General features: G+C 59.8%; 22 protein-coding genes. 18 read left to right on the top strand and 4 right to left on the bottom strand.

What is annotated here, in order from left to right:
• Window positions 1-3: 3 nt before the first annotated feature.
• A complete protein-coding gene (gene rlmB / locus ACYX4K_RS13920; RefSeq protein ID WP_475091529.1) occupies window positions 4-759 on the top strand; it encodes a 23S rRNA (guanosine(2251)-2'-O)-methyltransferase RlmB in 756 nt (251 codons plus the stop codon).
• Here rlmB and ACYX4K_RS13915 read toward each other — a convergent pair.
• Entirely contained in the window at window positions 744-1049 is a 306-nt protein-coding gene (locus tag ACYX4K_RS13915) for a hypothetical protein (RefSeq protein ID WP_476178714.1), read from the bottom strand. The two genes, rlmB and ACYX4K_RS13915, sit on opposite strands and share 16 nt — an antisense overlap.
• Before the next feature lie 47 nt (window positions 1050-1096).
• On the opposite strand from ACYX4K_RS13915, the gene ACYX4K_RS13910 reads away from it, so the two are divergent.
• From ACYX4K_RS13910 to dnaB, 9 genes are all read left to right on the top strand, one after another.
• Window positions 1097-1708, top strand: a complete 612-nt coding sequence (locus ACYX4K_RS13910; RefSeq protein WP_475091530.1) for an RNA polymerase sigma factor — start codon at window positions 1097-1099, stop codon at window positions 1706-1708.
• A 23-nt stretch (window positions 1709-1731) separates the two neighbouring features.
• A complete protein-coding gene (locus tag ACYX4K_RS13905) occupies window positions 1732-2319 on the top strand; it encodes a hypothetical protein (protein ID WP_475091531.1) in 588 nt (195 codons plus the stop codon).
• Between the two features lie 54 nt (window positions 2320-2373).
• Window positions 2374-3054, top strand: coding sequence for a hypothetical protein (locus tag ACYX4K_RS13900; RefSeq protein WP_475091532.1), 681 nt, complete (start codon window positions 2374-2376; stop codon window positions 3052-3054).
• A gap of 107 nt (window positions 3055-3161) precedes the next feature.
• Window positions 3162-4490: a tetratricopeptide repeat protein gene (locus ACYX4K_RS13895; RefSeq protein ID WP_475091534.1), complete on the top strand. Its 1329-nt coding sequence runs from the start codon at window positions 3162-3164 to the stop codon at window positions 4488-4490.
• A 449-nt stretch (window positions 4491-4939) separates the two neighbouring features.
• The gene (gene rpsF, locus ACYX4K_RS13890) at window positions 4940-5389 is read left to right on the top strand and encodes a 30S ribosomal protein S6 (protein ID WP_475091535.1); all 450 of its coding nucleotides are present in this window, start codon (window positions 4940-4942) and stop codon (window positions 5387-5389) included.
• Between the two features lie 12 nt (window positions 5390-5401).
• On the top strand, window positions 5402-5632 hold the full coding sequence (gene rpsR, locus ACYX4K_RS13885; protein ID WP_066960629.1) for a 30S ribosomal protein S18: 231 nt from the start codon (window positions 5402-5404) through the stop codon (window positions 5630-5632).
• A gap of 46 nt (window positions 5633-5678) precedes the next feature.
• Entirely contained in the window at window positions 5679-6527 is an 849-nt protein-coding gene (locus ACYX4K_RS13880; protein ID WP_476178713.1) for a YybS family protein, read from the top strand.
• Between the two features lie 34 nt (window positions 6528-6561).
• Window positions 6562-7008, top strand: coding sequence for a 50S ribosomal protein L9 (rplI, locus tag ACYX4K_RS13875; protein ID WP_475091537.1), 447 nt, complete (start codon window positions 6562-6564; stop codon window positions 7006-7008).
• A 206-nt stretch (window positions 7009-7214) separates the two neighbouring features.
• On the top strand, window positions 7215-8660 hold the full coding sequence (gene dnaB, locus ACYX4K_RS13870; RefSeq protein WP_475091538.1) for a replicative DNA helicase: 1446 nt from the start codon (window positions 7215-7217) through the stop codon (window positions 8658-8660).
• A 23-nt stretch (window positions 8661-8683) separates the two neighbouring features.
• Here the strand turns inward: dnaB and ACYX4K_RS13865 are convergent, their stop codons facing one another.
• Together ACYX4K_RS13865 and ACYX4K_RS13860 are read right to left on the bottom strand one after the other, a co-directional pair.
• Complete coding sequence (locus tag ACYX4K_RS13865) at window positions 8684-8866, bottom strand: hypothetical protein (RefSeq protein WP_475091539.1); 183 nt, start codon at window positions 8864-8866, stop codon at window positions 8684-8686.
• A gap of 134 nt (window positions 8867-9000) precedes the next feature.
• Window positions 9001-9492 carry a L,D-transpeptidase family protein gene (locus tag ACYX4K_RS13860; RefSeq protein ID WP_475091540.1) on the bottom strand — a complete coding sequence of 164 codons (492 nt, stop codon included), beginning with the start codon at window positions 9490-9492 and terminating at the stop codon, window positions 9001-9003.
• Between the two features lie 373 nt (window positions 9493-9865).
• On the opposite strand from ACYX4K_RS13860, the gene bioD reads away from it, so the two are divergent.
• The 4 genes from bioD (at window position 9866) to ACYX4K_RS13840 (ending at window position 13696) form a co-directional block, all read left to right on the top strand.
• The gene (bioD, locus tag ACYX4K_RS13855) at window positions 9866-10567 is read left to right on the top strand and encodes a dethiobiotin synthase (protein WP_475091541.1); all 702 of its coding nucleotides are present in this window, start codon (window positions 9866-9868) and stop codon (window positions 10565-10567) included.
• Between the two features lie 210 nt (window positions 10568-10777).
• Entirely contained in the window at window positions 10778-12553 is a 1776-nt protein-coding gene (locus ACYX4K_RS13850; RefSeq protein WP_475091542.1) for an acyl-CoA dehydrogenase C-terminal domain-containing protein, read from the top strand.
• 216 nt (window positions 12554-12769) lie between these two features.
• Window positions 12770-12994: a DUF3094 family protein gene (locus ACYX4K_RS13845; RefSeq protein ID WP_475091543.1), complete on the top strand. Its 225-nt coding sequence runs from the start codon at window positions 12770-12772 to the stop codon at window positions 12992-12994.
• Between the two features lie 33 nt (window positions 12995-13027).
• On the top strand, window positions 13028-13696 hold the full coding sequence (locus ACYX4K_RS13840; protein ID WP_475093914.1) for a nitroreductase family protein: 669 nt from the start codon (window positions 13028-13030) through the stop codon (window positions 13694-13696).
• A gap of 13 nt (window positions 13697-13709) precedes the next feature.
• On the opposite strand, the gene ACYX4K_RS13835 is transcribed toward ACYX4K_RS13840, so the two are convergent.
• Entirely contained in the window at window positions 13710-14168 is a 459-nt protein-coding gene (locus tag ACYX4K_RS13835) for an EVE domain-containing protein (RefSeq protein WP_475091544.1), read from the bottom strand.
• A 147-nt stretch (window positions 14169-14315) separates the two neighbouring features.
• Between ACYX4K_RS13835 and ACYX4K_RS13830 the strand changes: the two genes are divergently transcribed.
• The 4 genes from ACYX4K_RS13830 (at window position 14316) to ACYX4K_RS13815 (ending at window position 20846) form a co-directional block, all read left to right on the top strand.
• Window positions 14316-15404: a sensor histidine kinase gene (locus ACYX4K_RS13830; protein ID WP_475091545.1), complete on the top strand. Its 1089-nt coding sequence runs from the start codon at window positions 14316-14318 to the stop codon at window positions 15402-15404.
• A 45-nt stretch (window positions 15405-15449) separates the two neighbouring features.
• Window positions 15450-16262, top strand: coding sequence for a LytR/AlgR family response regulator transcription factor (locus tag ACYX4K_RS13825; RefSeq protein ID WP_475091546.1), 813 nt, complete (start codon window positions 15450-15452; stop codon window positions 16260-16262).
• A gap of 310 nt (window positions 16263-16572) precedes the next feature.
• Window positions 16573-19680: an efflux RND transporter permease subunit gene (locus tag ACYX4K_RS13820; protein WP_475091547.1), complete on the top strand. Its 3108-nt coding sequence runs from the start codon at window positions 16573-16575 to the stop codon at window positions 19678-19680.
• Window positions 19677-20846 (top strand): efflux RND transporter periplasmic adaptor subunit, encoded by a 1170-nt coding sequence (locus tag ACYX4K_RS13815; RefSeq protein ID WP_475091548.1) that lies wholly within the window; start codon window positions 19677-19679, stop codon window positions 20844-20846. Before ACYX4K_RS13820 ends, ACYX4K_RS13815 begins: the two co-directional genes overlap by 4 nt.
• The last annotated feature ends 129 nt before the right edge of the window (window positions 20847-20975 follow it).

Genomic DNA, 20975 nt, shown 5'->3' with positions numbered 1-20975 from the left:
TCGGTGACACAACAATTGGTATACGGCCTGCACGCGGTGCAGGCACTGCTGAAAAGCTCGCCCCAGCAGGTACAGGAACTGCTGTTGCTGCGCGGGCGTCGCGATCAGAAATTACAGAAGATCATCCGCCAGGCGGAGCAGAATGAAATTGTCATTCGCTACGTCGACCGCAAGGCCCTGGATGAAAAAATAGGTGACGACGGCAACCATCAGGGCGCGGTGGCCATCTGTGTGGGCGACACCAAAGTCTACGATGAGCAGTTTCTCAAATCGCTGTTGAAAGAATTGGATGAGAAAGGGGAAGCTCCGTTTCTGCTGATTCTCGACGGCGTGACCGATCCGCACAACCTTGGCGCCTGTCTGCGCTCCGCGGAAGCCGCCGGTGTACACGCAGTGATTGCTCCCAAGGACAAGGCCGCCGGCCTCACACCTATCGCACGCAAGGTCGCCTGTGGCGCCGCCGAAGTGCTGCCATTTATCACCGTTACCAATCTGGCCCGCTGCCTGCAGATGCTGCAGCAGGCCGGTGTCTGGCTTTATGGTGCGGCGGGAGAGGCAGAGCAGGACCTCTATCAAACCTCCCTCACCGGTCCGCTGGCCCTGGTAATGGGGGCCGAAGGCCCGGGTCTGCGGAGACTGACCCGGGAGAATTGCGATCACCTGATCAAAATCCCCATGGCCGGCGAAGTGAGCAGCCTGAATGTCTCGGTGGCCACCGGCGTATGTCTATTTGAAGCGGTGCGTCAGCGCACCGGTTGATCCGCTCTTAGAAATGCCAACAGCAAGCCGGCCGGAATTTCCGCCCGGCTTTTTTTGCGCCTGTATTTTCTCGCAGCCTGCTGAATTCCCGCGCTCTCCGTGCCACTTCTGTCCGCCGAAAAAAGATTGGCAGGCCACTTCCTGTATTCAGCGTTATTTGAGACCTGTGCCACGCCCAGCCAGTCATCCCGCTTGCCTGCAGCTGCTTTAATTTTTTCTGACTTTTCGTTTTTTAATTTTTTTCGTTCTGGCGGGAACCTTTTGGCTTTCCGCTTCGTGTAAGAGTGCACAAGCCGGCAAATGGCAGTCGCCGGCTCCGGGGCAAGGGAGTGCGGTAGTGAAGGCCTGGTTTCTGAATCGACAGTGCGCGCGGGAATATCGCTTTGTAGCGCTGGTGTTTCCCCATCTGCGTCAGCTGCATCGCGTGGCGTATCGCCTGAGCGGTTGTGCGCAGGAGGCGGAAGATCTGGTGCAGGATCTGATGCTCGGGCTGTTGCCTCGGCTGGATGAATTGGACGCGGTTGAGAAGCTGGGTCCCTGGCTGGCAAAAGTGCTGTACCGCAAATATGTGGATCAGTACCGCCGCCGCTGCGCGTCGCCGATCGATGAGCGGGTGCGCTTGTATCAGGACGACGATGAAGGCGAGGTCCTGGGAATCAACACCGTCGCCTCTTCCGGGCCCTGCGATTTCACCCGCCTGGATTTGCAACGTAGCCTGACTGTGGCGCTGTCCGCACTGCCGGAAGGCTGGCGGGATGTGGTGGTGCTGCACGATGTGGAGGGATATACCGCCGAAGAGGTTGCTGAAATCCTCACGCTGCAGGTCGGCACGGTGAAGTCGCGGTTGCACCGGGCGCGCAAAAAATTGCGCCTGCTGCTGGGAGACTTTTCGCCGAGTAATGAAGAAGTCGGTTTTGAAGAAGTCGGTTTAAAGGCGACGCGGGTGTAAGTCTCAGGACTCAGGAGTGAATCATGGACACAAAACTATCCAGCGCACCGCTGTCCAGCGAGCAATTGCGGCGTGCCCTCCGGGAGCTGCCGGTTCCGGATCCCGGAAAGGACTTTGAGTCGCGAATACTCGCTCGTGTGCGGACAGAAGATATACCGCAGGCAGTGGCGCAAAATCGAATCGTGCTGCCCGCCGCCATGGCCGCAAGCCTGCTGCTCGGCCTGTTTCTGGCACCACTGCTTACAAATACGGATCAGCCGGAGGAAACGATGGTCGGGGTGGCTGAGGCTGTCGAACCCACGCCAATCCGGCCACTGCATGTGCGCCTGGACAGTCCCGCCGCACTGGAAGGCGCAACCATCCGCGTATTGCTGCCGGCGAATACCCGTATTCAGGGATATGCCGATGTGAATCAGCTGGAGTGGCAGGCGGATATTTCTGCCGGTGCCAATCAGATCACTTTGCCCCTGCAGGTGGATTCAGTGTCTGGGCAAGAGCCTGTCGGACAACTGACCGTCGAGGTGGAATACCGCGGGGCCAGAAAGACCCTGCACTACGCGATACCGAAGGCCGCACAAGCACCGGCCAATCAACCCATGACGCAGCTTTAATAGCGCAACTGTGGTCTTTTTTAATGATCCGATTTCTTATTGAGGTAAAGGACTATGTCAAAGATTCAATCTGATACAAGCAGCGCACTGTTTACCAGGAAACTGCTGTGTACCGCACTCTTCACCGCGTGCCTGCCGCTTTCCTCCATCGCCTGGGCGCAACAGGAGATGGCCACCGAGGCAGATTTGCAGGCTGCTGCGGATGCCGCAGAAATGGCGGATCTGGATATCACCCTGCAGGTGGTGGAAGACGCGGAGAGCGCCCAGGACCTGCTCAACAATATCGAGCTGCCAGAAGAGGTACGTGAGATCGCGGAGCAGAAGCTGGCCGCCGCTCTGGCTGCAATCAAGGCCATCCGCGAGGCGCAGCCGGGTAATAGCGCACTGACGGGAGAGGGCGCCGCAAACAGTGAGGCGATGCTGGCAGAAATAGCTGAACGCCGCGGGGAGCTGATGGCCAATGCGCAGAACTCGGCGCTGGCCGCCAATGAACAGGCGCAGCAGGCGGTGGAGTCTGCCCGCGAGGCGGTGGAAGAGGCGCTGAAGAATGGGCTCACCAATGCGGAAATGCAGGGCATGATCGAGCAGATGATGCAGGATATTCTCGGCGCCCTGCCCGAGGAGGCGCGCGGCAGTATGGGAGACAGCATGGGGGATGTGGATGCCCTGCTGGACTCTCTGCGGGGCAATGTTGCCAGTGACGCGAGTGATGCCGCAGAGGGCACCGGGGGATAAAGGGTCGTTACCAAAACAGGCCCGGGCGCGCAGGATGCGACCCGGGCCGATGCTATTTGACGAGGCAAAAACTCCCCCCGCAGGGAAGTCAGGTAACGAGGCAGGGAATGCGCGACTTTATCCAACTGTTTTTTCTTATCACCGCACTGATCGCGGTTTCAATATTCGGCCCGGCGCGGCTGGCCGCCGAAGAGCTGCCGTCGGCCACCGGCGCCTTCAAGCGCGGCGATTATCCGCAGGCGCTGACGCTGTTCCGGCAGGCGGAGCGGGGCGGGGACGACAGCGCCAAGTTGAAATTCAACCTGGGTGTCACCCTGTTCAAACTGGGCCGCTATTCGGAAGCGTCTGACTATTTCTGGCAGGTGGTGCCAGAGCCGCAATGGCGCGACCTGGCGGAATACAATCTGGGGCTGGTGGCGCAGCGCCAGGGCGACCAGGTGCTGGCAGCGAAGTATTTTCGCCGAGTGAGTGAGCGTGCCGGCTCGCCAAAGTTACAGCGACTGGCGGCTCTGCAGTTGGGCAGCCCGGTTGCCGAGCCCGCCGCCCAATCGCGCCCCTGGTTGGCCATGGCCAGTATCAATGGCGGTCAGGACGGTAATCCCTATGCAGTAAAAACGGAGTTACTGGGTGACGACGCGGTGGGAGAGGACAGCTTCTTCGAGCTGTTCGGCTGGGGGCAGTATCGTCTGGCCGGGACGGAGGACGATGGCTGGCGCCTGCAGGGGTACGGCTTCACCCGTCGTTACAGCGAGCTGGACAGTCTGAACCTGGGCAGTCTCCGCACCTCGTTGATTCGCGACCTGCGCCGGAATGGCTGGGGCCTGGAGGCGGGCAGTGGCGTTGAGTGGGTGACTTTGGGTGGTGAGCGGGTCAGCCAGCAGTTGCAATTGATCGCTCGCGCGAATCGGGATTTCGGCGCGACCAGCGTGCAGTTGTCGTATATCTCGGCCTACTACGCCGGTGGTGAGAACTACAGCTATCTGGACGGCTGGCGCCAGCGCTTTTCTGCCCGCGCGCGTCGCGAGATCTCTGTTGCAGGTTGGGGCGCCGATTGGGGTGCCTACTACCTGTACGACACCAATGACCGCGAGGATCTGCAGCAGGCTGCAGAGGATTACTACAGCTACTCCCCGGTACGGCACGCTTTCGGCAGTGATGTGCGCTGGCGCTTTCTGAGTCGCTGGGAACTGCGCGCCGGTGTCGAGTACCGCTATAGCGTGTATGACGGGCTGAACCGTGTGGTGGACGACAGTGGCAATGTGTTGGAGTACGAGCGGGAGTCCGATCGCATCAAGACCTGGGTATCCACCCGCTACCGCCTGACCCCGCGCTTCAGTCTCGATGGAAAGCTGTTGAATATCGACAATCAGGAAAACCGGGAACTGTACGACTACGACAAGACTGAGTTAAGCCTTGGAGTCAGTTACGTGTTCTGATCAGGCGGAAGTAGCCGCGGGCGGTTAGCGCGCTTAAAGACGCTTGCGAGGAGTGCAAAAAAATGGAGGGGCCCTGGAGCCCCTCTACGGTGTTATCCCGTTTGTTATTCTTCGGTCCCTGGAGATTATTGTTATTGTTTCTGGGTATCAGTTCAGGGTCTGGCTTCTTAGTTGTTTTTGCGACCTATGCCTGTATGACGCCTCCGGGCACATTCCCCTCAATGTAAATTTCAAAATAATTCCGCGGCTCCAATGTGGTGACTGATTGGTCCGCTCACCCGGGTATCCAGCGCACTGTTCAACTTGCAACCAGTTTGCGGGGCGCATAGAATACGCCGCCCGCAATAGCCCCATCCGGGCTGCTGTTGCGTACTCCTTGCCTCACTGGGCGGCGGCGGTTGTTTTACCGCGGCAAGCCGGGAGGCTGTGTTAACCCGTAAGGAGCTAAAATGCGTCATTACGAAATTGTATTCCTGGTTCACCCGGACCAGAGCGAGCAGGTCGCCGGCATGGTCGAGCGTTACACTGCGACCATCAAAGAAAGCGGTGGCGACGTTCACCGTCTGGAAGACTGGGGCCGCCGCCGTCTGGCTTACCCGATCAACAAGATCCACAAGGCGCACTACATTCTGATGAATGTTGAGTGTACTGAAGAAGCGCTGGCCGAACTGACCACCAACTTCAAGTACAACGACGCCGTGCTGCGCAATCTGGTGATTCGTGAAGACGAAGCCATCACCGAAGAAAGCCCGATCATGAAGGCTGAGAAAGAGTCCCGCGAGCGCAAAGCTGCGCGCGCAGAACGCTCTGAGCGTCGCGAGCGCGCCGACCGTGAAGATTCTTCTTCCGAAGGCGCCGAGGAAGCCAAGTCTTCCGACACCACTGAAGACGAAGAGTAAGGGGATAGTCAGATGGCACGTTTTTTCCGTCGTCGTAAGTTCTGCCGTTTCACCGCCGAAGGCACCAAGCGTATCGATTACAAAGATCTCGATACCCTGAAAGCCTACGTTTCTGAAACTGGCAAAATCGTACCGAGCCGTATCACTGGCACCAAAGCCAAGTATCAGCGTCAGCTGGCCACCGCGGTCAAGCGCGCGCGTTACATTGCGCTGCTGCCGTACACGGACAGCCACGAAGCCTAAGCTGCGCTTTGCTTCGTACGTATTGTTTTAAAAGAGAAGCTATCTAGTGCGCGCCATCGCTGAATTTGCCATGCGATCGCGTGCGCGCGCGGTGATCCTCACCCTGGTGGGTATCCCGTTGATCAGCCCCGCGGTGCTCGCACTGGTGGGGTTGCGCCGCGGCAATAGCGACGGCCTGTTTGTTCTGGCCTGGGCACTGTTGCCGATTGTTGCCGCTGCTGGTGCCGGCTATATGTCGCCACTGATGGCCGGTATGGCCATCACCCACTTTGTGGGGGTGCTGGCCGGCGCAATGGTGTTGCGTGCTACCCGCACCTGGAGTTGGGCGCTGGTAGCGCTGACCGGTGTCACCGCAGTGGGCATCCTCGTTACCTCGCAGGTGACTGGGGGTGTGCTGGGGAACCTGATCGCCGCGGTCAATGAGGCCGCTGGCGGCGCCAGTACCCCGGAGGCCCAGCAGCTGAGCAAGGCATTTGCCAGCGAAGCACAGGCCACCGGTTACCTGACCTGGGTATCGGTGATCAGTGCCATGCTGTCACTGTTGCTCGGTCGCTGGTGGCAGGCGCTGCTGTACAACCCCGGCGGTTTGCGGGAAGAGATGCACGGGCTGCGAATGCCCCTGCCGATTGCCGCAGCCGGTATGCTGTTGTGGATTTACTGCCTCGTCAGCGAACACTTTGTGTTCTGGGGCGCGGTAGCCGCATTCCCCATCATGGTGGCGGGCATTGGCCTGATCCACTGGCTGGTAGCCCAGAAGGGCTGGGGGCGCGGTCCACTGATCGCCATGTACGTCATGTTGGTGATCGCGGCACTGCCGCTGGCTGGTTTCCTGTGCGGACTGGCACTGATCGATAGCTGGATTGATATTCGCGCGCGCTCAAGCAATAAACGCTGAGCGGCGCACAAGAACTGAAACTGAGGGTTCCGAGATGGAAGTTATTCTGCTCGACAAAGTAGGCAAACTGGGCAACGTGGGCGACCGCGTTGAAGTCAAAGCCGGTTTCGGCCGCAACTTCCTGCTGCCTACCGGTAAAGCCGTACTGGCCAACGCAGCAAACGTTGCTGAGTTCGAAGCCAAGCGCGCTGAACTGGAAGCCGCTGCTGCTGCAAAAGTCAGCGAAGCGGAAGGCCGTGCGGCCAAGCTGGCGGATGTGGTTGTGACTATCGCTGCCAACGCTGGCGACGAAGGCAAACTGTTCGGCTCTATCGGCACGCGCGACATCGCCGATGCGATCACCGCTGCTGGCGTTGCCGTTGAAAAAGCGGAAGTGAAGCTGCCGGAAGGCGCGCTGCGCGAAGTGGGCGAGTACGACGTAGACGTACAGCTGCACGCCGACGTGATCACTACCGTGAAGGTTGTTGTAGAAGCCGAATAAGCTTCTGCGATCGCTGAAACGCCTTAGTGCGCTGGGTGGGAATTGGGGTTGCCCGTTTCCGGCCCAGCCGCGCTACAATCAGGCGCTGGATTCTCCCTGCCGACCTTTCGGGGCGGTGCGGAGGGCCCAGCGCCTGATTTGTTTCTAGCCCGGTAAATTTTCCGATCCGGAAGACTGGCCCCGGGCCATCGAATATAAAGCCGAAGATGAACGAATACACTCCCCACGAAGAAGAAGCCCAGGAAACCACCGCCAGCTCGCCACTGCCGCACTCGGTAGAGGCCGAGCAATCGGTGCTGGGTGGCCTGATGCTGGACGCCAGCCGCCTGGATGCGGTGGCGGAGCAGCTGAGTGCGGAAGATTTCTTCGTCGCCAGCCACCGGGTCATCTTCGGTGTCATGCTGGAGACCTCCGGTGGCGAGCAGCCACTGGATATCGTCACCCTCGCCGAAGGTCTCGCCACCCGCGACCTGCTGGCGGAAGTGGGTGGCCCGGCGTATCTCGCCGAACTCGCCGAAAATACCCCCTCTGCTGCGAACATCGTCGCCTACGCCAAGATCGTGCGCGAGCGCTCCATGCTGCGCCAGTTGATCGCCGCCGCCGGCGAAATCAGTCGCACCAGCTTCAACCCTGGTGGCCTGGGTTCTGCCGATCTACTGCAGATGGCCGAGCGCCGGGTGGCGGAGATCGCCGAGGGGCGCGCCAAAGAGGGCGGTTTTGTCGGCGTCGATTCGCTGCTGAAAAAGACCGTCGAGCGCATCGATGAGCTGTTCAAGTCGGAAGGCGACCTCACTGGCCTCAGCTCCGGGCTGACCGAGCTGGATCAGCGTACCTCTGGCTGGCAGCCCGGTGAACTCATCATCCTCGCCGCCCGTCCTTCCATGGGGAAGACCGCTCTGGCGCTGAACTTCGTCGAAGCGGCCATGTTGAGCCAGGAAAAACCGACCCTGGTGTTCAGTATGGAGATGCCGTCGGACAGTCTGGTGATGCGGATGTTGTCGTCCATCGGCAAGATCGATCAGGGGCGTATCCGCAACGGTAAGTTGCAGGAGGAGGACTGGCCCAAGCTGTCCAGCGCGGTGCAGAAGATGAAGGGCAAGGGGCTCTACATTGACGATACGCCGGGGCTGTCACCTTCAGAGGTGCGCGCGCGGGTGAAGCGCACGGTGCGCGACCATACCAACAAGTTGATGCAGGCGGACCCGAAGCTGTCCCGCGAGGATGCAGAGCGCAAGGCGATGCCGGCGATGGTGATGGTGGATTACCTGCAGTTGATGCAGGTGAAGGGCAGTACTGAGGGGCGTACTCAGGAGATCTCGGAGATTTCCCGCTCTTTGAAGGCGTTGGCGAAGGAATACGAGTGCCCGGTGATTGCGCTGTCGCAGTTGAATCGTGGTGTGGAGCAGCGTCCGAACAAGCGGCCGATGAACTCGGACCTGCGGGAATCCGGGGCGATCGAGCAGGATGCGGATGTGATTCTGTTTATTTACCGGGATGAGTATTACAACGAGGACAGCCCGGATAAGGGCTTGGCGGAGCTGATTATCGGTAAGCAGCGGAACGGTGAGATCGGTACCTGCCGGGCGGCGTTCGTGGGTAAGTACACGCGCTTTGATGATCTGGCGCCGGAGTATTATCAGGAAGAGCATTGAGACTGAACATCGAGCCACAGAGGTCAAAAGTTAAAGGTGAATTGCTGGGTGCGGGTTTTCAGGATCGTCACAAACAGGATGTTTGTGCCGAAGCGCCCAGGGATGGGTTCACAGCGGTCCTGAAAACCCGCACCCAGTGATTCGCCGCCACAGTGGTGGTCCGGAGCACTGATCTCCAACGCGGTGGCGGCCGTGCGCTGGGGCAAGTTTTTCGAATCGCTGCGAGTACATCCATGTACGCTCCGGCGCCGCCATCCATGGCGACGACGGTTCGAAAAACTTGCCCCAGCCCCCGGCCTTCGATTCTGATTCTTGTACTTCGAATTTGTCGGCGCGGGCGTTACGGAAAAATCTCGATCGGCGTACCGGTATCCACCATCGCCCAGATTTCGTCCATCTGCGGGTTGGTTACCGCAATACAGCCATCGGTCCAGTTCATGCGGGTGAGGTAGTCTTCGATACCTTTCCAGTGCGGCTTCTGGCCGTGGATCATGATGGAGCCACCGGGGCTGCGGCCCAGCTTTTTCGCTCGTGCGCGGTCTTGCGCGTTGGGGTAGGACACCTGGATAGCACGGTAGTAGGTGCTGTTCTTCTTTTTCCAGTTCAGGGTGTAGCGGCCTTCCGGGGTGCGGGAGTCGCCTTCGTACTGTTTGTGCCCTACGGGGTTTTTACCAAACACCACCTTGTAGCTTTTCACAACCTTGCCGTTGCGCTTTAGCTGCATCAGGTGTTTGGACTTGTAGACCACCACTTCATCCACAGGCTTGATCTTGGCGACGGCCAGGGTGGGGATCAGGAGTAAGGCAATCAGGCTCAATTTCAGGTATCGCATGGCTCTCGTCGGTATAAATGGCATTCGTTTGTTATGTCATTCCGGGGCTGTAAATCAGCTTCCGTACTTTCGCACTTCCACATCCCTGCTGTTTGCGGGGAGACTCGGCGTGTGGGCGGGGGAATTCCGCCGCTGGCTGAGCAATGTGGTTGCGCGGTGCGACTTTGTGGCGCAATAGCGTCATGACAGCGCTGTCCTAGACTGTCACCCCATGCCAGAGGCGGGGGTCTTCGTTAGGCAATTATCCTAGCCCCAACCATGTTTGGCGAAGTGGGTTGTACGATTACTGCTCTACGTGGTCAATTTATCAGCAAGTAGATCATGTTTAAAGGGGCGTCAACATAAAAGATTTCTATAAGAGAGGTAAGTTTCCGTGACCCGTACGTTTTTTGTGACTGGTACCAATACTGAAGTCGGAAAGACCTATACCAGCGCCGCGCTGCTGCACGCGGCTGCCGCGCAGGGGCTGAAAACGGCAGCGGTAAAGCCGGTGGCGTCTGGCTGTGAGCAGACCACTGACGGGCTGCGCAACAGCGATGCGCTGACGCTGATGGAGGCGATGACCGAGGATTTACCCTACGAGCAGGTGAACCCCATTGCACTGGCGCCGGCAGTTGCCCCACATATTGCGGCGATGGAAGCGGGGCGGCGCCTGGACGTGTCGCGTCTTGTGGGCATCTGTCGCGGGGTAATGAGTACTAAAACCGACCTGGTGTTGATCGAGGGCGCGGGGGGCTGGCGTGTGCCGTTGGCGCCGCGCCAGTTCCTTTCCGACCTCCCGCGGGAGCTGGAGTTGCCAGTGGTCATGGTGGTCAGTATGGAGCTGGGGTGCATCAACCACGCGCTGCTGACCGCCGAAGCGATCCACCGGGACGGCCTCAAGCTGGCCGGCTGGGTGGCCAATTTTGTGCGTGCTCCCAAATCCGAAATGCCCCGGGCGGAGGAGAACCTGATGACCCTCGGCGCCATCCTGCCCGCCCCCTGCCTGGGTGTGCTCGACTATGACGAATCCGGCGACTACCGCAATGGCGCCACTCACCTCGACCTCTCCCCGCTGCTATCTTCTTCCAACTGATCCCCCTGTGAGCCGCCTCCTGCTGTAGGCAGGCGGTGACCGAATGCGACAAGCCGGACCCGACGTTCGGCTTGACTTGGGGTGCGCTTGGCTCTAGATTTCAAACATGTGTTTGAAACATGCATTTGAAACAATTGATTGATCGTATTCACCGAGTTATCTGATCAGTCATTGCTGATCCACCAGTAACCGATTCTGCGAGGCGAGACCATGGCCGATTACAAGGCGCCACTGCGCGAGATGAACTTCCTGCTGCACGAGGTATTCGAGGCGGACAAGCTGTGGGCGCGCCTGCCCGCACTGGCGGAAGCCGCCGACCGTGAAACCGCCGATGCCATCCTGGAAGAGATGGGCAAGCTGGCCGCCAATACCCTGGACCCGCTCAACCGCAGTGGCGACGAGGAAGGCTGCCACTGGAACGATGGTGTGGTCTCCACCCCGAAAGGCTTCCCGGAAGCCTACGCCACCTACTGCGAAGGCGGCTGGGGCGCGCTGGTGGGCAACCCGGAATTCGGTGGTATGGGCATGCCCAAGATGCTGGGCGCCCAGGTGGAAGAGATGCTGTGCTCGGCGAATATCTCCTTCGCCCTCTACCCGATTCTCACCAACGGCGCCTGCCTGGCACTGGACGCGCACGGCAGTGACGAACTGAAAGAAAAATACCTGCCGAATATGTACGCGGGCACCTGGGCCGGCGCCATGGATCTGACCGAGCCTCACGCCGGTACCGACCTCGGCATTATCCGCACCAAGGCTGAGCCCCAGGACGACGGCAGCTATAGCATTACCGGTAGCAAGATCTTCATCACCGGCGGTGACCACGACCTGTCGGAAAACATCATCCACCTGGTGCTGGCCAAACTGCCGGACGCGCCGAAGGGCCCGAAAGGGATCTCCCTGTTCCTGGTGCCGAAGATTCTGGTGAACGAAGACGGCAGCCTGGGCGAGCGCAATGGCGTGAGCTGTGGCTCCATCGAGCACAAGATGGGCATCAAGGCGTCTGCCACCTGCGCAATGAACTTCGACGGTGCCAAAGGCTGGCTGGTAGGTGAGTTGAACAAGGGCCTCGCGGCCATGTTCACCATGATGAACTACGAGCGCCTGGGTGTGGGTATCCAGGGCCTTGGCGCTTCCGAGCGCTCCTATCAGAGTGCCATCGAATACGCCCGCGATCGCGTGCAGAGCCGCTCCCCAGAGGGCGCCAAGCAGCCGGAGAAGGCCGCCGACCCGATCATCGTGCACCCGGACGTGCGTCGCATGCTGTTGACCCAGAAGGCCTATATCGGTGGTGCTCGTGCTCTGTCCACCTATGTGGCCAAGTGGCTGGATCTGTCCAAGTACAGTGAGGGTGAGGAGAAACAACACGCGGAAGCCATGGTGGCGCTGCTGACCCCGGTGGCCAAGGCTTTCTTTACCGACAAGGGCCTGGATTGCACCGTGCTCGGCCAGCAAGTGTTTGGTGGCCACGGCTATATCCGCGAGTGGGGCCAGGAACAGCTGGTACGCGACGTGCGTATTACCCAGATCTATGAAGGCACCAACGGCATTCAGGCGCTGGACCTGATCGGCCGCAAGACCGTGGCCAACGGCGGCGCCTTCTTCGAGCTGTTCGCCGCCGACGTGCAGCAGTTTATCGATGCCAATGCCGCGAACGATGCTCTCTCTGAATTCATCGTGCCGCTGGCGAGCGAGCTGCAACGTCTGAAAGACGTGACTGCTGCGGTAATCGATGCCGCCAAGACCGACCCCAACGCACCGGGTGCGGCTTCCGTGGAATATCTGCACCAGTTCGGCTTCGTAGCCTACGCCTTCATGTGGGCGAAAGTTGCCAGCGTTGCCGCGGGCCAGAGCGACGATTTCTATCGCAGCCAGATCAAAACCGCGCGCTTCTTCTTTGCCCGCCTGCTGCCGCAGGCCAGGGCACTGGCGGAGAGCGTGCTGGCCGGCAGTGAGACCCTGATGGACCTGGAAGAAGAGCTGTTCTGACCCCGGTTGCTGGATGCCGGATGTTTTTGTCATGCCGGACTAGATCTGGTACCGGCATGACTGGGATTCAGCGTAATCCGCTTTGCCTCGTCATCCCGGACTCGATCCGGGATCCAGGTCCTTCGGACGATCAAAGCCCCGCACCCGCGGGGCTTTTTTCATTTCGGCGAATCTCCTAAACTCGGGTCATCAAAATAAAAAGATCCCGGGTTACCTATGTCTAGTTCCGATTCGCCCAGTCCAGACTCCGAAACCGCCATCCCACCGAAAAAACTCTCCGACGAAGACCAGGCCAAGGTCGATCGCTATCTGCAACGTGGCCACAACGATGTGGAGCGCAAGCCGTTCAGGCCTTTCCTGCTGCTCGGTATTATCCTCGCCGTGCTGACAGTGTTGTCCCTGCTCAGCCTGTTTATCGCGCGCACCAAAGGCGTTGTGTGATTAGGGAGTATTTGTGATTAGGGGGTATGTGTGATGGCGGATTCCGAGAAATTTCTGCCGCTGGAATTTCAATGTTTCGATGACGAAACCAAAATCGCGCGTGCGCGTTCCTTCTACCAGTGGATGAAACAGCGTCGCTCGGTGCGCGACTTCTCAGACAAACCGGTCCCGCGAGAGGTCATCGAACATGCGGTGCTGACCGCGGGCAGTGCGCCCAGTGGTGCCAATATGCAGCCCTGGCACTTCTGCGTGGTGGAATCGGCAGCCGTGAAAAAAGAGATACGCCTGGCGGCGGAAGCGGAAGAGCGGGAATTCTATGAGCGGCGTGCCTCGGAGGAGTGGCTGGATGCACTGGCGCCGCTCGGTACCGATGCACAGAAACCGTTTCTGGAAACTGCGCCCTACCTGATCGTGATCTTTCTGAAGAAGTTTTCCGAAGGGGAGGCGGGAGAGCAGCGCAAAAATTACTACACGTCCGAATCGGTGGGCATTGCCACCGGCATGCTATTGGCCGCCCTGCACAATGCCGGCATCGCCACACTCACTCACACCCCGAGCCCGATGAAATTCCTGAACCAGATCCTCGGTCGTCCCAGCAACGAGCGCCCCTATATGATCGTGGTGGCGGGATTGCCGGAAGAGGGTGCGCAGGTACCGGCAATTGGCAAAAAGTCGCTGGCGGAAATAGCCGAATTCATCTGATGCGGGCGGAGGGTTAATTGCCCAGGGCTTCGATCAGTTGCCACTCCGCCGCCGTCACCGGCTGAATCGACAGCCGCCCCTGCTTTACCAGCACCATTTCCGCCAGCGCCGGGTTCTGCTTGATCTCTTTCAATGGCACCGGGCGTGCAAAGGCGCTCTGCCAGCGGATATCCACACAGAACCAGCGCGGTTTGTCCTCAGTTGCCTTGGGGTCGAAGTATTTACTCTCCGGGTCGAACTGCGCCGGGTCCGGGTAGGCGGTGCGCACTACGCGGGCGGTGCCAACGATGGCGGGCACCTTGCAGGCACTGTGATAGAAGAGCACGCCGTCGCCTTCTTCCACCTGGTCGCGCAGAAAATTACGCGCCTGATAGTTGCGGATACCGTCCCAGCGCCCTATTTGACCAGATTCGCTCTTCAGGTCATCAATGCTGTATTCATCCGGCTCCGACTTGAACAGCCAGTAGTTCATCGCACCGTTTCCTCGATCTGTCTTTGCCCGCCGCACTTTCTGCGGCAGTCCGTCCGATTGCTGCGTTTGGTGGTATTTCGCCCACGGCCCGCGTCATTTAGGCTATTTTCCCAGATTGGCGCCGTGCGTGCGCGTCTTTGGAGATTTATGGGTACTACCGTTTTCAACTGGCTGTCCGACTGGCTGGCGTCCGAGCGCAACCAGTACTGGGCGCTGCAATTCAGCGGCTGGGCAGGTTATACACTGCTGACCTTTATCGGCGGCTTCTTCTGGGTGGAGAGCCACTGGCTGTACACCGGCTATCTGGCGGTGGCGACGGCATCGGGCATCGCCCTGTCCGAGGGCATGCGCCGCGGTTTCCAGCGCTTGTGGGACAAGCCGCCGGCGACCCGCCTGATCGGTACCCTGGGTGTCATCATTGTCGCGGCGGCGCTGTGGGCGGCGATCAAGTTTGGCGGCTCCCTGTGGCTCTACGGCAAGGAGAGCGATGACCACCCGATGGTGCTGGCGGTCTACTGGTTCTCCTACTCCTTCCTGATCTACATGACCTGGACCGCGCTCTACTACGGCATCAAGTACTACCAGACCTCCCTGCAACAGCAGGAGAAGGCACTGAAGGCGGAGTCCATCGCCCACCAGTCGCAGCTCAAGATGCTGCGCTACCAGCTCAATCCGCACTTCCTGTTCAATACCCTGAATGCCATCTCTACCCTGATCCTGGATCAGGATGGCAAGACCGCCAACAGCATGGTCACGCGGCTGTCCCAGTTCCTGCGCCACTCGCTGGATAATGACCCCATGCAGAAGGTGACCCTGGCGAAAGAGGTGGAAGCGTTGATGCTCTACCTGGACATTGAGAAGGTGCGCTTCGCCGATCGCCTGCAGATCAATGTGGACCTGGATGGCGATGCGCCGCGGGCGCTGGTGCCGAGTCTGCTGCTGCAACCGATTGTGGAAAACGCGATCAAATACGGTATCTCCCAGCGGGAGTGGGGCGGTGAGATTACGATCAAGGCGCGGGTGTTTGCCGGCGAACTGCTGATCGAAATCAGTGACAATGGCCCGGGGGTGCGCGAGCAGGATCTCGCCGGCCTGGGGCACGGTGCCGGTGTTGGCATCCGCAATACCTGTGAGCGTTTGCGTGCACTCTACGGCGTTGAGCAGAAGACCCGCTTCTGCAATCGCCCCGAAGGCGGGTTGGCAGTGCACCTGCGTATTCCCTTCGAACAGGAATAAACTCAAGCAGGGATAAAAAAAGGATTACCCGGAGAGAAGCGACCAGTGAGTAACGAAATCCTGAAAGTCATCATTGTGGACGATGAGCCCCTGGCCCGGCGCGGTCTGCGCCTGCGCCTGGAAAATTTGGGCGGTATCGAGGTGGTTGGCGAGTGCGGCAATGGCCGCGAGGCGCGCGAGCAGATTCTGGCGCTGAAGCCGGATGTCGCATTTCTGGATATCCAGATGCCGGGCGTCAGTGGCCTGGAGCTGGTGCAGTTGCTGCCGAAGGACGATATTCCACAGATCGTGTTTGTGACGGCCTACGATCAGTACGCGGTTGAGGCCTTCGAGGTCAACGCGGTGGACTATGTACTGAAGCCGATTGAGGAAGACCGGTTGGCGGTGGCGTTGCAGCGGGTGCGCGCGAAGCTGGGTAGCGAAAACCTGGTGGCGCAGCGCGAGCAGTTACTGGAGGCGGTGGCCGATCTGACTCAGGAATCGCCGGAGGCGCTGGAAGAAAAGCTGGCGGCTGGTGAGCTGGGTGGCAGTCGCTATCCGGACAAGATCGCGATCAAGGATTCGGGAAAAATTACCCTGGTGCCGGCGCGGGAAATCGACTGGATCGATGCCGCCGGTGACTATATGTGTGTGCACGCCAATGGCGAAACCCATGTGATGCGTATCACCATGAAGGAGCTGGAACAGCAGCTGGATCCGAAGGTATTTCAGCGTATTCATCGCTCGACCATCGTCAATTTAAAGCGGGTGCGGGAGATTTGCGCGCACATCAACGGCGAGTATCACCTGGTGCTGAATAACGGCGAGCGATTGAAGATGAGCCGCAGTTATAAGAATAAGGTTCAACATTTTATTTAGGCCTTGTGGTCCTATATTTTTCCATTCCGTGGCGGCAGAGTGCTGGGTATCTATTTTCAAAACCGCTGTGAACCCATCCCTGGGCGCTGCGGCGCAAACTTCCTGTTTGCGACGCTTTTGAAAATAGATACCCAGCACTCTGCCTTCGCATCAAGGTATTGCACTTCGTAAGTCGATCGTCCTGAATCCTCTCCAGCTCGGCTGCATTTTATTTCTCTCTATCGCAACGCGATTGTTTTCCTTTCCCCTGCAGTTAACCTTCCATCAACAAGAATTTTTATAAAAACCAAACGTTGATGGGGTCGCGAGCATGTCGCTCACCAATACCGCGCTGAAAAACCCTGCAGCCACGGCGGTCGCCGTGGTGCTTGCCGTGCTGCTGGGTGCGTTTCTCGCCAGCAAGCTGCCGGTGCAATTGTTTCCCGATATCGAAAATCCGCAGATCACCATTCAGGCCGGGTGGCGCGCGGCTTCACCAAAAGAGGTGGAGGCGGAAATTGTTGAGCCGATCGAGTCGGTGCTGCAGGGAGTGACCGGGCTGGAGATGATGCAGGTGAATGCCGGCCGTGGCGGTGCCTGGGTGAACCTCGAGTTTGCCATGGGCACGGATATGGACAAGGTGCTGATCGATGTGATCAGTCGCATGAGCAGTCTGCCGCCACTGCCGCGGGATGCGGAGCCGCCGCGGGTGATGCTGGGTGGCTGGGGTGGCAATACATCGCCGCTGACCTATTTCTTTTTGCAGCTGCTGCCGGGCAATCCGAACACCATGCGCGAGTACACCGGCTTGATCGAGGATGTGTTGCGCCCGGAGCTGGAGGCGGTGCCGGGGGTGGCGAGTGTGGAGGCGCAGAATGGCGTGGCCGCGCGGGAAGAGCTGCAGGTGGTGTTTGATCCGTGGAAGGCGGCGGAGCTGGGGATTCAGTTGCCACTGGTGACTCAGCAGCTGGCGTCGGCGCGGGATGTTTCCGGTGGTTTTACCGATGTGGGGCGTCGCCGCTATACCCTGCGTTTCGCCGGGGAATACCGCCCGGATGAACTCGCGCAACTGGTGCTGGAATGGCGCGATGGCCAGGCGGTACGCCTCGGGGATATCGCCAGTGTGCAGGTGGCGCCGTCGGAGTCCAATGGTACCGCCACGCAGAACGGCAACCCGGCGGTTTCCATCCGTATTAATCGCGCCAACGGTGCCAATATGCTGGCGACCCTGGAGCGGGTAAAGGCGCGGGTGGCGGAGCTGAACAACACCATGCTGGCGGATCAGAAGCTGGTGCTGGTGCAATCCTTCGATGCATCGATCTTTGTTTACCGCGCGCTGAGTTTACTCGGTGGCAACCTGCTGCTGGGCATGTTGCTGGCGGTGGGGGTGCTGTGGTGGTTTATGCGGCGTATGCGCGCCACCCTGATCGTGGCGGCGGCGATCCCGATTTCCCTGCTTGCCACGTTTGTGGTGCTGTCTGCGGCGGGGCGCAGTGTGAACGTGATTTCGCTGGCGGGACTCGCGTTCGCGACCGGTATGGTGCTGGACGCTGCCATCGTGGTGCTGGAAAACATTATTCGCCTGCGGGAAAAGGGCAAGAGTCCCGATGAGGCATCTGTGCAGGGTGCCGGGCAGGTTTGGGGCGCGTTGCTGGCGAGCACCGCGACCACCGTGGCCATTTTCCTGCCGGTGTTTTTCCTCAACAGTGTGGAAGGACAGATCTTCGGCGATCTCGCGCTCACCATTGCGGTAGCGGTGGTGTTCTCACTGCTGGTCGCGGTCGCGGTGGTGCCGGTCGCGGCAAAACTCTGGTTGCCGGAAGTTTCTGCGCGCGACCGCCTCGCGCCATTGTGGGAAAAAATCAGTAGCCGGGTGATGCGACTTACCGCCACCACCGCGCGGCGCTGGCGAGTGATCGGTCTGTTTCTGGTGCTGCCGCTGGCCGCGACCTGGTTATTGTTACCCAAGCTCGACTATCTGCCGCCGGTAAAACGGGATGCGGTGGACGTGTGGCTGAATTTCCCTGCGGCCACCAACAATAAAACCATCGCCAAAGAAGTGGTGGCAGAAATCGACCGGCGTATGGGCCCGTATATGCGCGGCGAAAAAGAGCCGGCGTTGAAAAACTATTACATCCTCACCTGGCCCAATGGCGGCACCATGGGCGTGCGGGTGAAAGACATGAGCAAGGCTGCGGATATGGAGCGTATCCTGCGCCAGGAAGTGCTCAAGGATATTCCGGACTTCCAGGGCTTTGCCGCGCGCGGCAATTTGTTTGGTCAGTTCGGCGGTGACCGCCAGATCGAGCTGCACCTGCAATCCAAAGATGCGGAAGGCTTGATGAAGGCCGCCGCAGCCGGCGTGAAAATTTTCGGTGAGCAGATGCCCGGGGTGCCGGTACAGCCGAACCCGGGCCTGGCGCTGGCAGAGCCGGAGCTCACCGTGCACCCGGACGATCGCGCCATCTACGAGCAGGGGTGGAACCGTCAGGATATGGGCAGCCTGATTCGCGCGCTGGGTAACGGCCTGTATGTGGGCGAATACTTCAACGGTGAAAAACGGCTGGATGTCATTTTCAAGGCGCAGGAGTGGAGTACCCCGGAGCAGCTGGAAAATACCCCGCTGGTTACTCCCCGCGGCCAGATTACTTCGCTGTCGCAATTGGCCAGCGTTGAGCGCACCGTGGGGCCGGGCAGTCTTCGCCGGGTGGACGGGCGCCGCACCATCAGCTTGCGCATCGTGCCGCCGAATGATGTTTCCCTGGAGGAAGTGCGCGCACAGATCGAGGCGGACATACTGCCGAAACTCCAGGCCGCGATGCCCGCCGACGGCAGTATTCTGGTGGGCGGCAATGCCAGTGATCTGGATAACGCGATCAAATCCCTTTCACAGAATTTCGTACTGGCACTGGTGATCCTGTTCCTGCTGATGAGCGCGCTGTTTCGCTCGCTGAAAGATGCGGCGCTGGTTTTACTGACGGTGCCACTGGCGACGGTGGGCGGTGTGCTGGCGCTGCGGTTGATTAACCTTTTCGGCTTCCAGCCGCTGGACCTGCTGACCATGATCGGCTTTGTGATCCTGCTCGGCCTGGTGGTGAACAACGCGATCCTGCTGGTACACCAGACCCGCGCCGCGGAGCTGGAAGGGCTCAATCGCACATCTGCGGTGGAGCAGGCCCTGAAGCTGCGCCTGCGGCCGATTTTTATGAGCACGTTGACCAGTGTATTTGGCATGTTGCCGCTGCTGGTGGCACCCGGGGAAGGCAGCGTGATTTATCGCGGGCTGGCGGCGGTGATTGTCGGCGGTATGGCGGTGAGCACACTGTTTACCCTGATCTTGCTGCCCGCCCTGTTGCAAACCGGCAATGTTTCATTGCCGGGTGTTCGACAAATTCAACAAAACCTCCGCGCGTCCGGCGCAGGGAGTGACTCACAATGAAAACGACCAGAACAGTAGTCAAAAAAGCGAACAAGCGATTTTCCACCTGGCTCAGCGCAGCGCTGATTGCCGGCAGTTTCTTTGCCTTGCCCTCTCTCGCGCAGGGACCCCAGGAAGGCGTTGCGGTTTCCACCAGCCGCGCACAGTTGCGCGATCTCTCGCCCAGTCAGTGGGCCGCCGGGCGTGTGGTGAGCCGGCGGGATATTCGCGTGTCCTCGCAGCTGGACGGCCTGCTGGAATATGTCGCCGAGCCGGGTGCACGGGTAAAGCAGGGCCAGCGCCTTGCGGAGCTGGAGGCCACTCCGTGGAGACTGCAGCTGCGCGATGCACAAAGCCAGATCAAACAACTGCAGGCGCGCCTGACCTATATGGATGCGCAGCTGAACCGCCTGCAATCCCTGGCTGAACGCAACAGCACATCGCGCTCGGCGCTGGAAGAACAGCAGGCGGAGCGAGAAGCGCTGGCGCAGCAATTGGCCGCGGCAGAAATCGCCCGCGACCGCAGCCAGTACGAACTGGGCAAAACCCGTATCAATGCGCCCTTCGACACCCTGGTAGTCAGCCGTGAACTGCAGGCCGGTGAATACGTACGCACCGGTGAAGAACTGATGCGTGCGCTGGACATGGGCCAGCTGGAAGTGGAAGCGGATATTCCCCTCGGGGCACTGCCACTGCTGCAACAGGGCGACTCCCTGACCCTGCGCAGCGACCTGCTGGGCAACCGCGCGCAACGCGAGTCCGCCGCTGCAGTGGTGCAGGGGCACGTACGGCAACTGGTGCCGGTCGCCGATACCGGCTCCCGCCGGGTGAAATTACTGGTCAGTTTGCCGACAGAAGTGGCCGCCGGGTGGATAGCCGGTTTGCCGGTGCAGGTCGCCGTTCCCCTGCGTGCGGCAGAGCAGACCATCGCCATTCCCCGCGACGCCCTGATCCTGCGCGATGGCAACGCCTACGTATTCCGCGTGGATGACGAGGGCAAGGCGCAGCGTCTCGCGGTCACCCCCGGCAGTGGCGACGGCGACTGGATCGCGGTAAGCGGTGATGTGCGCGATGGGGATCAGGTCATTGTGCGCGGCGCTGAGCGTTTGCAGCCGGGGCAGGGGGTAAAGGTTCTGCGGGAAATCGCTGTGGGCGAAGCGCCGAACAGCAGCGCAGCTACCCTCTGAGTTTCTGCTGGGTAGGTTTCGGTTGGGTAGGCGTCTACTGGGCAGGTATCTGCCCTGATGTCCATCGCAGCGGAAAATTAATCTCGTTTTCTGGTTTGGGTGAGACTAAAACTCCGGCTAGACGGTGAT

It is taken from the genome of Microbulbifer sp. ABF4_107 (genome assembly GCF_056312215.1).
Note: the sequence above shows the minus strand (reverse complement) of the source record. Positions and strands in the feature narration are given on the sequence as shown.